The organism is Halorubrum sp. CBA1125 (assembly GCF_009742825.1).
Taxonomy (GTDB): domain Archaea; phylum Halobacteriota; class Halobacteria; order Halobacteriales; family Haloferacaceae; genus Halorubrum.
This window is the reverse complement of the sequence record NZ_WPCE01000069.1, coordinates 1-13511: the sequence shown is the minus strand read 5'-3', so window position 1 is coordinate 13511 and position 13511 is coordinate 1. Positions and strand designations below refer to the sequence as shown.

Sequence of the window (13511 nt, the reverse complement as noted above, 5' to 3'; positions counted from 1 at the left end):
CGATCCGCGCCTGTCCGGCTATCGCGCCCGCCGCTCCGCCTGCCGGTCGACGTGTCGGGTGTAGCCGCCGACGGAGAGCCCGAACCCCACGACGACCAGTCCGAAGCCGAGAATTCTGGTCGTCCCGATCGTCATCAGCGCGAGGACGACGCCGAACACGAACGCGAACACGCCGGCGACCGGCGAGGCCGACGGTCGACGAGCGGGCGACGGTTGGACCGCTTCGCAGTGCGGACAGACGCGGGCGTCGCTCGGGAGGGGCTCGCGGCACTCGACGCAGCGCACGCGGTCGCGGGACACGACCGGACGGTCGGGCGCCGGACACGTAGGTGTTTCAGTCGGCGGCGGCCGGATCGAGGTCCGCGTCGACGCCGAGCGTCTCCTCCACCTGCGTCGTCACGCCCACGAGCGCGATCACCGCGAGCGCCGCGCCGACGGCGAAGGGGACGACGAAGCCGAACCCGACGAGCCACCCGGACGCGAGGGGACCGAGCGCGATGCCGAACCCGAAGCCCATCGTGAGCACCGACAGGGTGGTCCCGGACTCGCCCTCCCGCGCGAGGTCGCCGGCGAGCGCGAGCGACGGCGCGAACACGAACGCGACCGCGACGCCCTGGCCGAGCCGGACCAGCGTCATGACGAACGGGTCGATGACGATCCCCTGGAGCAGCGTCGTCGGCGCGAGCAGCACGAACCCGGCGAGCAGGAACGGCCGCCGGCCGATCCGGTCGCTCGCCTGCCCGACGGGCACCTGTAAGAGGACGTTCGCGATCGTCACCGCCCCGAACTGGATCCCGAACCACACCGGCGCCTGATCCAGCCGGACGTTGATCTGGTTCTGGAGCGTGGCGAACATCGCGATACACATCCCCATCGCGACGGTCGCCAGCCCGAGCGCGAACACGGGATCGAGCAGGCGGTCCTCCCCGCGCAGGCGGACCGAGAGGTCGTCGCTCGTCTTGCTCGACTCGGCGGCGTCGCGGACGAGCAGGAACACGAGCGCGAAGCTGAGGTACGCGCCGGCGCAGGCCGCGACGAAGGCGGCGTCGAACCCGTCGAGCGTCGGGAGCCCGACCGGCGAGAGATCGTACGGGCCGCCCTCGACGACGGCGCCCGCGAACACCGGCCCGAATCCGAACCCGATCAGCCGGAAGGTGTTGTACACGCCGAAGTTGCCGCCGCGGTCGCTGTCGCTCGCGGCGTACTCGTTGACGAGCGCGACCGTCGCCGGAATGATGAGCGCCGCGCCGAACCCCTGGGCCGCCCGCAGGACGACGAGGTGCCAGTACGCGTCCGCGACGATGTAGAGCCCGCTCGCGGTCCCGAGGAGCAGGATCCCGACGAGCACGAACGGCCGTCGAACGCCCATCCGGTCGGAGATCCGCCCGGTCAGCGGCTGCGAGAAGCTGTTGAGAAAGCCGAAAAGCGAGAGCACGATCCCGATGAGGAGCGGCTCGGTCAGCGTCACCGAGGCGGCGCCGACGCCGACAGCGGAACCGAGCAGGGCGTCGATGTCGACCAGGTCGCTCGCGATGTACAGCGGCAGCACCACGATGAGAAACGAGTTCCCGGCCGCGCCGACCATCCGCGCCAACGCGAGCACGACGACGCGGCGGTCGGTCTCTGCGGCTCGCGAGAGTAGTCCCATTCACCCCCGATTCGAGAGGGGTGGCAAAGGCGTTTGTGGACCCCGGCGATCGATCCGGTTTCGGGGTCGGCGGTTGGGGAGGCGAGGATCCGTAAGCGGTGGCGTCCGCCGTTCCAGCCGAGAGCGCCGTCTCAGACCGGGACTACATCCGCCGCGCGTGGCTGACCGTTAAGGCCGCCGAGCCCGGAGGGGACGCCGATGGCTGGCGGGACGCTCCCGGGGACGGCCGACGGCGACGACGCGAGCGACCGCGTCGTGTGCCACGTCGACATGGACTGCTTGAACGTCTTGCGAGCGCCTGCGCCGCCCCGACCTCGCGGGCGAGCCCGTCGTCGTCGGGATGGGGTACGAGCCCGACGCGACCGTCGGCGCGGTCGTTGTGATCCACGGAGACAGAGACGACAACGCGAATTGTCGTTTTCTCCGTGTTCACGCAGTCGGGGCGTCGTTGTGTCTCACCCTGTCGTCGTCTCGGATGTTCGTCGTGTGCCTGTCGGCGGGAGCATAGAATAGTGGAGGAACCAGTAACATTTGTTGGTAGATACTGCTATCATCCAGACAAGATACTCCCCAAACTGCCACAAGAGAGCGGGAACAACACCATTAATATCGTGTCATAGGGCTTCGTCACAACGGGATATAGCGGTCTTGAATAGGGATATTCGTTAGTACGGGATACTCCGTGAAGGCTTGCGTACGTGACTATTCACGTCAGTTATTTTGTTCACACGGATGGGAGATCCTCGTTGTTGTGTCGTTCGCGGGAGGGTAGTTTACGATAATGTGCCGTTTCGTTCCGTGTTGTGTTGATAGCAACAGAACAGGCGCAGAGCGGTTCGATTACCTCGATATGTCTGGTATTTGATGAAGATTCGATATTTGTTTCGCGTAATATAGACTACGAGAAATTAACACCATCTACGTCCTGCGATTCTATGTTTCGTATTGTAGTCCTACAACTCAAGATCACTAAGGTTATCTCGCTACGTAGGACTATATCATTCGCACGCGCGTTTCCGACGGAGGGGAAGCTACCCGTGTGAGAACACACAGGATCGTTCGCTCCGTCGCTCTCGTTAACCAACAAAGACGGCGTCGGTCGGGGATTGTTGGTTAAGACTGCGTCACCCGTTGTCAGACGACGCCGGCGGGGGATACTCCCGTTGCTGAAAGCAACAGAGAATATGCCGCCGAGAAAGACGTAAGAACGGAAAGCGGAACGTGGAGACGACGCCGTCGTTAGATGATCTCCGCGCTTAGTTCGACATCGGAGACACGGTGTGTCTCGCGATCGCCCCGAACACGGACACAGACAAACGCGAGATCGACCCCTTTGATCTCGACGGGTTCGACCGCACTAAACACCGCGTCGTCGCCATCGACGGCCCGATGGCACGGTTGCACGTTGAACAGGAGTTGATGTTTGAACGTTAGTGCTTGGCTCTCAGGAATCAATCCGCCGAAGTTCACCGAGACACGATCGTCGTCGGGGGAGATACTTCGCGCCGTTCCCGCCAGTCCTCGAATCGTCTCCATATCGGGGCGGTCGATCGTCGTCAGCTCTTGGCGGGAGACGTCGACGTCGTCCGACGAGTGACTGTAACTCATCGGCTATCACCGTCAGAACGGACGTAAGGGGCAGATTCTGCTATCTGTTCTCCGAGGGGGTGGTACGTCCCCCCCGTCGTCTCCGTGTTGTGTTCGTCGGTGTGACTGCTATCTCTGCGACTCTGTGCGCCGTCTGCGTCGGTGGGCTTTTCGCCCGTCGTTGCGTTCGTCGACATGGGTCTGTCACCTATCGGACCCACCCGCTCCCGCGTTAGGGCGCGGGGGCGTCTTTGCCTGGGGCGGAGTCCGATATGTGTAGTGACGGGTGCTACCCACTTGTACCTCCCCGCATCGGCGTAATCGGCTTCTACGCTAATACATAGGAAATCAAAACCCAATAAGAGGGGTGTGCCCCACCGACTCCCCTGCACGTTTATTAGCGAGAGATCGGCGGTCTGAGAACGGGGTGGAGGACCTCCCCGATCGCGTGTGTCGACACGTTGTTGCAGGAGGATACTGTTGACAGAGAGTCTACGTAGGGGCTAAAACCGCTCAAAAAGGCTACCTATCACCATCTTCCGATCCGATTTGATTTTTTATCGTTGGTAGGAGATCGCTGTATTCGGTCACGACCTCTATATCCTGATCAGTAAGAAGGTCGCTGATCATATCTCCGATTATATCCACATTTACCCACTTCTCTTCAATAGCAAACACAGAACATTCACTAACAATTGCGCTGGCACACAACGCAAGGTCATTCATGTCATTTGGGTCTGGATCTTCATTTGGATCCAGAACCCCTATACGATATACGAGTGACATTTTTCTCAAAAATTCAATAATTTCTATATTACTCTGATCAAGATGATAGATTCCATCATCTCCGAGTTCAAGATAATCATCAAACGCTATTGCCATCAGATACTTTAGCCCGTATTCATCTACTATTGAGCGATAACGGTGTAACTCTTCACCCCAATCGTAATCTGGGGCACTAAAATTAGAAGACCTAAACATAATTCTGAGTGTTGTCTCCTCGTCATAGCTGGCAGTTTCCTCTCTTAGCTGTTGTTGAAATGATAGATCTGGAATCAAACTGAGGGGATCTTCTGTGACTGGATATCTGTCTCCACCATCAGGTAGTGGGGGGAGATATGAATCTGCAGTGTGGGCCACAACTTTTGCTATTGCATCCTGTTGCTCGCTTTTAATTAAATCAATAAAATTCGGGGAAGCAAAGAGCACCTCAATATCATCATTTCCATTGACACAGGTATAGAACTGTTTGAATTTATCTGGATTTTCTTTCAGATGTATCCAGAATTTCGTATCAAGTAGTATACGCTCCATCATATTACCATACCTCACTTTTGATTAAAAACCATATGCTATTTAGGGGATCTGAGGAGCCATTCGGATTTAATTCTGGCATGTATTTTTCACGTGGTTGGCGAGGCTCCTGCAGCTCCCCCACGGGGTTTCGTGACACAGGAAACTACCCCGAAGACCCCGCAATCTCTCACACAGAAATTGCTGGAATACACGTAGATATATACTTTGAATCGAACTACTATTTGAAGATTTCGATGGATTTTAGTGGATGGGGATACAAGGGGTATATGGAGGGTCCCCTACATCATGGCTACCCGAGACAAAACGATAGCGGTGTCAAAACGTGAGCGGGAACGTCTCGACGACGCGGCTGTCGAACTGTTTGATACAGATAATGTTCCATACGGGGCAGTCGTCAGTGCGCTGGTGAGTCAGCATATCAACGACAAACGCGATTCTACCGACGATTAATTCATGACGACGGTAAACCATTCTTGGATCGAAAGTCGAGGCGGCAGCAAAGCAATAATCTCGAATAAAACCTTCGACGTGACCTGTGAGAATCCGTGGGTTGGGATGCAGCTTTCTGACTTCCAACGCAACGCCAGCGAAACGGATGGAATAAGCGAATCGTTCTACGCCTTAGCCTATCTCGTTGAAGAATACGGAGAGGGGGCGATCGAGGAAGTCGCGGAGATGGACGAAGCCGAACAGAAAGAGTTTGTCGGAGAGATCGAGGATCGGCTACACGAACAAAAGTAACTGACTGGTCCGACTGATGCGTTCGCTGATGTAGTTGGTGAGATGACAACGCAGACGACGGACGAGAAAGCGGGTGGGTACGAGATGTTCGGCCTCTCACGAGGTGGGTCCGTCGCAGAAGTCGGTCGGGGTGGGGTGTCTCCCTCACCCCCGTTGTCGAGTGAAACTCTGCTCATGTATCTCCCCGCCTCACGGCGGACTTTTCGCTACAAAAAATGTACTATTACAGACACTCATCAATCGCCGTTAACTCACGGTTGTATAGCGCCCTCCACGAGATCGGTCGTGCGGTTGCCGACGAACGAGGGATCGATCTCAACTCCGATGTTGACGAAGATACGGAGAACAACAAGGGGCCAAAAAATCTCGCCATCGAGCACTTGGTAGAGTCGTACGTAGAGGCGAATCCCGAGAAGTTCGACGTGAAACCTCGCGATCAGAGTGGGAACGCCCCCATCCAGTACTCCCCACCAGAATCCCCCGCAGAATCTCATGAGTAACAAGCAACAGCCCTCTGACGACAACGGAGAGAGTGAGAAGACCCGATACCTTCGCCGTGAAGACGTGCCTGAAAATGCCCACATATCCGCCTGTGGCGTAGTTCTGAGACACGACGGCGAGACTCTGGGCGAAATTGAGACACCCGCGGAAAGATCGGGTGTCGCCACGGCTGACCCCAAGGGTAGAGACGAAGAAGACGGGATCGAACAGACGGGTGACAACTGATGTACGACTATACTGGTCATACCGATTGTGAGTCACCGCTCGGAGTCGTCGTCCATCAGCCCGACGGGGGAGCGGTTCGGCTCCCCGTTGTCAACGACGGCTTACAGTTCCACGAGCGGAAGGTGGGTCCGACGGCGATCACTCGGCGGGCGGAGGTGACCATTCCGATCGAGGGGGTTGGAGATTCGAACTGGACACGCCACGTAACCGCCTTTACCCCCACGGAGTCGGAACCCCTCCCGCGGGTTCTGCCCCAAGCGTTCCGTGGGGACGACGGAGACTTCCCCTCGGAACAGCCAGCCCCAGCAATTCAGACGGCGGACGTAATCGGGCACCCGATAGACGATAGTGGGGAGACAGTCGGCGAGCCTGTCGTGTTGTTCCGCGGGTACGTGGCTGCCGTCGGGTCACGAGAAGGGACGAACCGAGCGCGGTTCCGTATCTACGACCCGATGAAATTCCTCACGAGAATTGAAGCAGGGATGAGCTTCAATCGCGCGACGGTACAAGATGTACTTCGGGCGATCCGTGATGCGTACGTCGACGGACAGCGTGTCTTCACCGATGTCGTAATCGATACGGACGGCGAAACCATCGGACAGCGACGGGCCTTTGAGCCAATCTTGGAGGATCCGTCACTATCCGATATTGAGCTGTTCGGCGTTCCAGACAAAGGCCAGTACGAATATCAGTTCTCAACGAACAGAGATACACTCGCCGACGTTGTGGCGTGGATTCAGAAAATCGGTAACGTACGTGTGTGGTTTCAGCCATCAGGAGATCGGGGACTTGCGTTAACCGCAGTGCAAGACGACGCCGCCGAATACGATCTCACCCCCGAAAGCAACGACCCACCGTTCGTTATCCAGAACAACGCCCTTTACGAGATGCGCCCGCTCACTTCGCTCCGACTGAAAGGGAACGCGGGGGCGACAATTCCACTTGGCGACTGGAAGGTAAATACGCCGTTCGGTGACACGTACCCCGAAGCGACAGCGACATACCCCCCTCTCGTGGAGCGATTCGGCGGAGAGTTGACACAGACGACGACAGAGACAGTTACGGATACGGACGACGCCGAACAGACGGCAGCGAAACAACTCAAAGAAGCCTTAGACGAAGTTTCGGGGGGATCGATGACGACGACGATCGCCCCAATGCTCCGCCCCTTCGATCGTGTCGTCGCAACGCCTGCGTGTGCAGGTGTGACGGCTAACGTGGATCCGCTCTCGTACGAGATTCAGGAGGCTGTTCACTCGGTTGTTCCGTCCGACGATAACCTCCCTCGGACGGAGCTGTCCGTCTCCATGTCCGTCGACCCCGATCTGATTGAAACGGAATCCAGCGTCAAGGACGCTCGAACGGGGGACAGCCCCACCGACAACGATCCACTGGAAGAGTTTCAGTGGGGGTACGGGCCAGGCGCACCGTAGTTTATCCTCCCGCGGCGTTCCGTAAACCGTGTTCAAACATTCGTCCCACAGAAAGATATAATCGACCGATGAGGACGATTGATTGAACGATAACCCCGAACACGAGGATGACACTACCCCCGCCCCCTGTTGCAACTCCGTACAACACAAGCCACCATATGAGTGAGAACGCGACGGCAAAGAGTAGATACTTCCCTGCGTATCTTCCCCACGGGACGTGGGTCGTTGAGAACAGCTCCGTATTCACCCCATCTTTCGTAACCAGTCCCCTCTCATCTTCGCTATTAGGTGTCATAGAGATTCAATTAATCGGGTGACAGAAAATAGCAGCGACGGTTGAATAGCTGGCCCCCCTAATCGAGTGGATGGGCTGCCGTGGCTACCCACCCCACCCCCGTGTGGTCCCTCTCCCGAACTTTTTCCCTAACGATCGCCAGTATCATACACAATTACGTAATCAAGTAATTACGCGTGGGATCCCCGTCGATCACCACGTCAGATCCCCGTCAACGGACACCATATCAGATAATTATATACTATTTAGAGATTGATATTATGGGTGATTTACTCTCACGATTCTATCCGACTCGAATCGCGTTGTCCCCGACGTCGAACCGACGACGTGCCTCCGTCTTGGTGTGAACTTCCCCTAATTCCTGGCACGCTTCAAGCGCTATCTCTTCGGTATCACTAAATCGCATCTTTTTTGCTGATAATATTTCTATAGGTAATAATCTTACGGCGGGATCTATTCCGTCGTCGTCAGCTCACGTGTGGTTTCACCACGGTAGAATCCCCGACGACACGACGATCCGCCATCGTGTATCCCCCTCCACCGACACACCCCTCCACGACAAATCCATTGAGGGATTTGCTCAATAGGTAAGACGCGACGACGACGACGTATCCCTTCCCCACAAGATCACTATCCCAAAGGGATAGTTATCGCCGTGGGGGAAGGGTACGAGGAGGAGGAGCGTTTACCTACCTATACCCCTACTGCGGACAGGAAGATTCCGAATTGATAGCAAATTTTGCTGGTAGTTGTTCTTGGAGGGTGTTTCCCTGTTCCTGAGTCGCCGATGTAAGTCTCACATCGACGTGAGGGTTCAACGAGGCAACGTTACACCCCGTTTTTGGAACTTCGATGGAGGGGCCAAGGGGATTTATCCTCTCACGAGAATCGACCCACAGAATTGTACCGTAACTCCCCTCTAAGTGAGATTGAGGGTTGGCGCGTTTGGGTCGACCCAAGACGATCGTCGGCCCATCTGATCAACATTTGATGCCCGAAAAGATAGCGTCAGCCACCCGAATATCCCCTCAACGAGAGAAACTGCGTTGAGACAGGCGCGCGCACACGCTGAGCCGGTGTTAACGGGATCTTCCCCGTATCCGACCCAACGATACGCATATTCTGTCTTAACGCAGATGATTGTCTGAAACGGGTATCCCCTGAAACGGGTGACGGTGAGAGACGGATACCCCGTTGTCTGTATATGTGTTTAGGGGAGAGTTGAACCAATGGCGCGTGTCTGCGACTGCCACGGCTCACCGACCCTCCCCGACGGTGTGAGATTGCCGTGAGGGTTCAACGAGGCAACGTTACTCCCCTTGCTGGAACATTCGACGGGGAGGGAAAGGGGGTTCATCCTTTCGGGTAGAGCGGTCCTCCACAAACCGATGTAACTCCTATTCTATGACCCCTGACGACAGCCTGACTGTGACGGCTCCCGTCGGGGTGACTACGTCGTCGGGGTGACGCTGTCGTCGGAGTAACCCCGCCGTCTGTTCCGTCAGTCGAGACGGTGGAAAACAGTATCAGATAGTGAATACAAACAAATAGCTAAAAGAATATTGAGGTATATTACTGTTAGTCTTCGTCCAAAGCCACGTCTGCGAGATACTGTCGTCGCTGTTCGGCTCGTTCCTCCTTCGATCTCGCGTCGTAGTGCCGATCGAGGGTTTGGACGGAGACGTTCATCCGATCACTCACGGCTCTGTCGGGGACGTCTCGTTTCAGCCAGTACGTAATCGCCCCGCGGCGAATATCATGGGGCCGAGTGTTGTGGGGACATTCGACTGCACTATCATATCCCCCCGTGTACTCACACCCCATCGGATCCTTATCCGCGGGGCATGGCTGGTTGTACTGACACGGACACGTCCACTTGTAGACGTGTTTCGAGAGGTGCCGTTTGTGCATCCGCCCGTTCGTCGTCGCAAAGAGCGGCTCCCGTCCGTTGCCGTCCGTGACTGCGGGACGGTTCACGTCGATGTAATCTTCCACGACGGCGATCGTCGTCTCGGGGACTGCGACGATCCGCTCTCCATCGGCTCCGTTCTTGAGTCGGGTTCCCTGTTCGGGACGATGGCGTAGTTCGATCGTTTCCTCCTCGGGATTCACGTCGTCGACGTCAAGCCCGTGGATCCCCGCGATCCGCGCTCCCGTCTGCCACAACAACAGCATGAGCACGTGGTCGAACGACGCGTAGTGATACTGTTCGAGGAAACTCAGTATCGCTGTCGCTTCGTCGGGATCCATCAACGTATCACGGACGTTTTCCCCTGGTTCGAGCGACGGAACGGTCACCTTCTCGGGGAGGGATTCGTCCACGGCGTCAATTGAGACACAGAATCGGAGAAACTCCCGCAGCTCCGATAGCTGTGTCTTGAGTGTGACCGTCGTAATGCCGTCTTGTCGCCACGCTTTGTAGCGGAGTAGGTCACGTCCATTCAATCGATTGAGATTGATCAGGCGGGGCTCTCCGTCGTTATCTTCCCCTTCGCACCACCGTATGAAGAAGCCAAGACGGTACTGTTTTGCCTCGACAGTGTTGGGTGACAGTTCTCCCTCGCAGTCGTTGAGGTACAACTCGTACGCCTCTCGCGGGTCGATAGGTTCGAGTGTGTTGCTGGCCATAGTTCGGATGAACATCCGATGACCGACGACGGCGCGGAGGGGCCAGACACATTGGCTGCGTATTCCGACACGGATGCGCACATGACGCGCGACGACGCGAGCGACCGCGTCGTGTGCCACGTCGACATGGACTGCTTTTACGCCTCCTGCGAGCGCCTGCGCCGCCCCGACCTCGCGGGCGAGCCCGTCGTCGTCGGGATGGGGTACGAGCCCGACGCGACCGTCGGCGCGGTCGCGACCGCGAGCTACGAGGCCCGCGCGTTCGGCGTGGAGAGCGCGATGCCGATCTCGGAGGCGCTGGAGCTGCTCCCCCGACGCGCCGACCCCGACGATCCCGACGCGCCGGACCCCGCAGAGACCGGACGGTACCTCCCGGTCGACCTCGACTTCTACGAGGACGTCGCGAGCGACGTGAAGGCCGTGCTGCGCGACTGCGCCGACACCATCCGCGAGGTGAGCGTCGACGAGGCGTACCTCGACGTCACCGACCGGACCGCGTGGGATGTCGCCGGCGGCGGAGATCCGTCCGACGCCGCCCCGCCGCCGAGCGCCGCCGCCGGACCGGCCGAGGCGCGGACGCTGGCCGAGGGCTACGCCCGCCACGTCAAGTCGCGGATCGAGCGCGAGGCCGGGGTGCCCGCGAGCGTCGGCGTCGCGCCGAACATGTCGACCGCGAAGGTCGCGAGCGACGCCGACAAGCCGGACGGGCTCGTGGTCGTGCCGCCCGGCGAGGTCGCGTCGTTCCTCGCGCCGCTCCCGACGGCCGAGATTCACGGCGTCGGTCCGGTGACCGAGCGGACGCTCGCCGAGATGGGGATCGAGACCGCCGGTGACCTCGCCGCCGCCGACCCGGACGAACTCGGCGAGGCGCTCGGCGACCGCGGCCGGGAGCTGTACCGCCGCGCTCGCGGCGACGACGATCGGGCGGTCACGCCGCGGGGCTCCCGAAGAGCCTCTCGCGGGAGTCGTCGCTGCCGGCGACCGCGGACGCGGACCGGAAGCGGGAGACGGTCGGGGCGCTGGCGGCCGACGTCGCCCGCCGGGCCCGCGAGCGCGGGTGTCTGTACCGGACCATCGGGATCAAGGCGGTCGAGCCGCCGTTCGAGGTGAACACCCGCGCGCGGAGCCTCCCCGGCCCCGTCGACGACCCGGACCTCGTCGAGGAGGTCGCGCTCGACCTCCTCGACGAGTTCGACGACGCCCGGGTCCGCAAGCTCGGCGTGCGCGTCTCGAAGCTGGACTTCGCCGAGAGCGACCAGGCGACGCTGACCGGATTCGACCGCGAGGGGGAGGGCGACGGACACGTCGGCGGCGACGGTGAGCGTGACGAGTACGCCAGCGGCGACGGGGAGGACGATCGCGGCGACGGCGGGAAACTCACCGACTGGGTCGGCGCGGAACCGACCGCCGAGGGGGAAGAAACCGGCGACGGCGAAGACCGCGAGGACAACTCCGTGGACCGCGAGGACGACCCCGAGGACTCTGGGGACCCCGGGGACCGCCGCCCGCGACGTCCCCGGGACGGCCAGGCGTCGCTCGGCGACTGGGACTGAGCCGACGAGTCGACGATCCGAGCCGACCTTTTTGTGTCGTCGCGGACATCGACCGGGTATGCCCTCCCTTCGCACACTCCTCCTCGGTCGGAAGCGGGACGGCGACTACCCGGACCCGCGGCTCGTCGTGCCGCCGCTGTGTTTCGGGCTCGTCTTCGCCGCCTACGCGCTCGGGGTGTTCGCGGTCACCGGCGGGGTCGTGTTCCTCGCCGCGGATGCCGCGACCGTCGGGGTCCTCACGGCCGCGGCGCTCGCGTTTCGACGGGGCGGCCTGCTCGCCTCGTGGGGCGCCGTCTACGCCGCGCTGCTCGGACAGAGCGCCGACCACTACCTCCTCGGACTCTCGGGGCGGTCGCTCGCCGAGCGTCTCGCCGCGTTCCTCGGGCCGGACGGTCTCGTTTTCCTCGGCGTGCAGGCACTCGTGTTGGGAACGCTCGCGTGGGGCAGCGGCCGGCTGATCGATCTCGCGGTCGACCGTCTCCGGGGTGAGTCGGGGACCCCGTCGCGGTCTCAGTGAAGCGTCGGGCGGCGGCGAGGGACACGGCGACGCCGGCCGAGGAGGGGATTTACGTCCCCGAGCGACGACCCCAAACGCATGGACGACCTCTCGTGGGAGACGCTCGACACCGACATCGACTACCGCTGTCCCGGGTTCGACGTGCGACGCGACGAGGTGCGCTTTCCGGACGGCGAGACGGACGGGTTCCACTACGTCGACGAGGCGCCGGCGGTCGTGATCCTCCCGTTCACCCCCGACGGCGACGTCGTCGTGATCGACGAGTGGCGCCAGGCCGTCGGTCGGGTGAACCGCGGGCTCCCGGCGGGGTCGGTGGAGCCCGACGACGCCGGCGATACGTCCGACGACGACGCTGGCGATACGCCCGACGACGGCGACGCGGGCGACCGTGAGGCGGATCTGAAGCGGGCTGCCGCCCGCGAACTGGCCGAGGAGACCGGCTACGAGGCGGCCACCTTCGAGCGCTTGACGGCCGTCGAGCCGACGAACGGGATCGCCGACTCGGTCCACCACCACTTCCTCGCGACCGGCTGTGAGCCGACCGCCGAGCGCGACCTCGACCACAACGAGTCGATCGCGGTCGACACCGTCCCGTACGACGACCTGCTCGCCGCCGTCCTCGACGACGGGCTCCGGGACGGCCGGACGGTGACCGCCGTGTTGTGGTACGAGCTGACACGCCGATAGCGTGTCGACGGGGAGCGTCCCCGCGGGCACGGGCCCGAGAACGAACAACCGTTTTACGCCGACGAGTCGTACGGACGACGATGACAGATATCTCCGGCGACGCGACGCCTCGCTCCGACGACGTGGCGCCTCGATCCGGCGACGCGACGCCTCGCGCCGTCGCGGTCGCGATCGGTACCGCGCTGCTGCTCGGTGTCCTCGGTCCCCTCATCGCGCTGGCGAGCGGGCTCGGCATCTTCGCGATCGACGCCGTCGCGGGCGGGCTGACGCTCGTCGCGACCGTCGTGCTCACCCTGTTCTTCGGCCAGTACGTCGCGTTCGGCGGACTGGCGGTGGGGTACCTCGCGTGGCGCGGGTTCGACCGCGCCGAGATCGTCTC

General features: G+C 60.6%; 12 protein-coding genes and 3 pseudogenes. 8 read left to right on the top strand and 7 right to left on the bottom strand.

All coding sequences use genetic code 11. The features are described from left to right. Nucleotides 1-18: 18 nt before the first annotated feature. Together GJ633_RS08205 and GJ633_RS08200 are read right to left on the bottom strand one after the other, a co-directional pair. The gene (locus GJ633_RS08205; RefSeq protein ID WP_321168978.1) at nt 19-300 is read right to left on the bottom strand and encodes a zinc ribbon domain-containing protein; all 282 of its coding nucleotides are present in this window, start codon (nt 298-300) and stop codon (nt 19-21) included. Between the two features lie 34 nt (nt 301-334). After that, entirely contained in the window at nt 335-1648 is a 1314-nt protein-coding gene (locus GJ633_RS08200; protein ID WP_156588425.1) for an MFS transporter, read from the bottom strand. A 198-nt stretch (nt 1649-1846) separates the two neighbouring features. On the opposite strand from GJ633_RS08200, the pseudogene GJ633_RS17765 reads away from it, so the two are divergent. Further along, nucleotides 1847-2024, top strand: a pseudogene (locus GJ633_RS17765) (DNA polymerase IV); the annotation flags it as partial. Between the two features lie 863 nt (nt 2025-2887). On the opposite strand, the gene GJ633_RS08190 reads toward GJ633_RS17765, so the two are convergent. After that, the gene (locus GJ633_RS08190) at nt 2888-3256 is read right to left on the bottom strand and encodes a hypothetical protein (RefSeq protein WP_156588424.1); all 369 of its coding nucleotides are present in this window, start codon (nt 3254-3256) and stop codon (nt 2888-2890) included. Between the two features lie 501 nt (nt 3257-3757). Beyond that, entirely contained in the window at nt 3758-4552 is a 795-nt protein-coding gene (locus GJ633_RS08185; RefSeq protein WP_197431291.1) for a hypothetical protein, read from the bottom strand. Nucleotides 4553-5005: 453 nt separating this feature from the next. Between GJ633_RS08185 and GJ633_RS08180 the strand changes: the two genes are divergently transcribed. Then, nucleotides 5006-5293: a hypothetical protein gene (locus GJ633_RS08180; RefSeq protein ID WP_156588422.1), complete on the top strand. Its 288-nt coding sequence runs from the start codon at nt 5006-5008 to the stop codon at nt 5291-5293. A gap of 251 nt (nt 5294-5544) precedes the next feature. On the opposite strand, the gene GJ633_RS08175 is transcribed toward GJ633_RS08180, so the two are convergent. Next, entirely contained in the window at nt 5545-5787 is a 243-nt protein-coding gene (locus GJ633_RS08175; protein WP_156588421.1) for a hypothetical protein, read from the bottom strand. On the opposite strand from GJ633_RS08175, the gene GJ633_RS08170 reads away from it, so the two are divergent. Next, entirely contained in the window at nt 5786-6019 is a 234-nt protein-coding gene (locus tag GJ633_RS08170) for a hypothetical protein (protein WP_156588420.1), read from the top strand. The genes GJ633_RS08175 and GJ633_RS08170 overlap by 2 nt on opposite strands. After that, nucleotides 6019-7452: a hypothetical protein gene (locus tag GJ633_RS08165; protein WP_156588419.1), complete on the top strand. Its 1434-nt coding sequence runs from the start codon at nt 6019-6021 to the stop codon at nt 7450-7452. Before GJ633_RS08170 ends, GJ633_RS08165 begins: the two co-directional genes overlap by 1 nt. Before the next feature lies 1 nt (nt 7453). On the opposite strand, the gene GJ633_RS08160 is transcribed toward GJ633_RS08165, so the two are convergent. Next, on the bottom strand, nt 7454-7747 hold the full coding sequence (locus GJ633_RS08160; RefSeq protein WP_156588418.1) for a hypothetical protein: 294 nt from the start codon (nt 7745-7747) through the stop codon (nt 7454-7456). A 1578-nt stretch (nt 7748-9325) separates the two neighbouring features. Next, the gene (locus tag GJ633_RS17760; RefSeq protein WP_321168977.1) at nt 9326-10069 is read right to left on the bottom strand and encodes a site-specific integrase; all 744 of its coding nucleotides are present in this window, start codon (nt 10067-10069) and stop codon (nt 9326-9328) included. 324 nt (nt 10070-10393) lie between these two features. Here GJ633_RS17760 and GJ633_RS08150 point away from each other — a divergent pair. The 4 genes and pseudogenes from GJ633_RS08150 to GJ633_RS08135 form a co-directional block, all read left to right on the top strand. Further along, nucleotides 10394-11928, top strand: a pseudogene (locus GJ633_RS08150) (DNA polymerase IV). A 58-nt stretch (nt 11929-11986) separates the two neighbouring features. After that, complete coding sequence (locus GJ633_RS08145) at nt 11987-12445, top strand: hypothetical protein (protein WP_156588417.1); 459 nt, start codon at nt 11987-11989, stop codon at nt 12443-12445. Between the two features lie 78 nt (nt 12446-12523). Next, the gene (locus GJ633_RS08140; RefSeq protein ID WP_156588416.1) at nt 12524-13132 is read left to right on the top strand and encodes an NUDIX hydrolase; all 609 of its coding nucleotides are present in this window, start codon (nt 12524-12526) and stop codon (nt 13130-13132) included. 80 nt (nt 13133-13212) lie between these two features. Next, nucleotides 13213-13511, top strand: a pseudogene (locus tag GJ633_RS08135) (CPBP family intramembrane glutamate endopeptidase); the annotation flags it as partial.

What these genes read in the sequence shown, in the direction of transcription:
- GJ633_RS08145 (WP_156588417.1), top strand. Translation starts at nt 11,987, where the DNA reads ATGCCCTCCCTTCGCACACTCCTCCTCGGTCGGAAGCGGGACGGCGAC.
- GJ633_RS08170 (WP_156588420.1), top strand. Translation starts at nt 5,786, where the DNA reads ATGAGTAACAAGCAACAGCCCTCTGACGACAACGGAGAGAGTGAGAAG.
- GJ633_RS08175 (WP_156588421.1), bottom strand. Translation starts at nt 5,787, where the DNA reads ATGAGATTCTGCGGGGGATTCTGGTGGGGAGTACTGGATGGGGGCGTT.
- GJ633_RS08140 (WP_156588416.1), top strand. Translation starts at nt 12,524, where the DNA reads ATGGACGACCTCTCGTGGGAGACGCTCGACACCGACATCGACTACCGC.
- GJ633_RS08180 (WP_156588422.1), top strand. Translation starts at nt 5,006, where the DNA reads ATGACGACGGTAAACCATTCTTGGATCGAAAGTCGAGGCGGCAGCAAA.
- GJ633_RS08160 (WP_156588418.1), bottom strand. Translation starts at nt 7,747, where the DNA reads ATGACACCTAATAGCGAAGATGAGAGGGGACTGGTTACGAAAGATGGG.
- GJ633_RS08190 (WP_156588424.1), bottom strand. Translation starts at nt 3,256, where the DNA reads ATGAGTTACAGTCACTCGTCGGACGACGTCGACGTCTCCCGCCAAGAG.
- GJ633_RS08185 (WP_197431291.1), bottom strand. Translation starts at nt 4,552, where the DNA reads ATGATGGAGCGTATACTACTTGATACGAAATTCTGGATACATCTGAAA.
- GJ633_RS08165 (WP_156588419.1), top strand. Translation starts at nt 6,019, where the DNA reads ATGTACGACTATACTGGTCATACCGATTGTGAGTCACCGCTCGGAGTC.
- GJ633_RS08200 (WP_156588425.1), bottom strand. Translation starts at nt 1,648, where the DNA reads ATGGGACTACTCTCGCGAGCCGCAGAGACCGACCGCCGCGTCGTCGTG.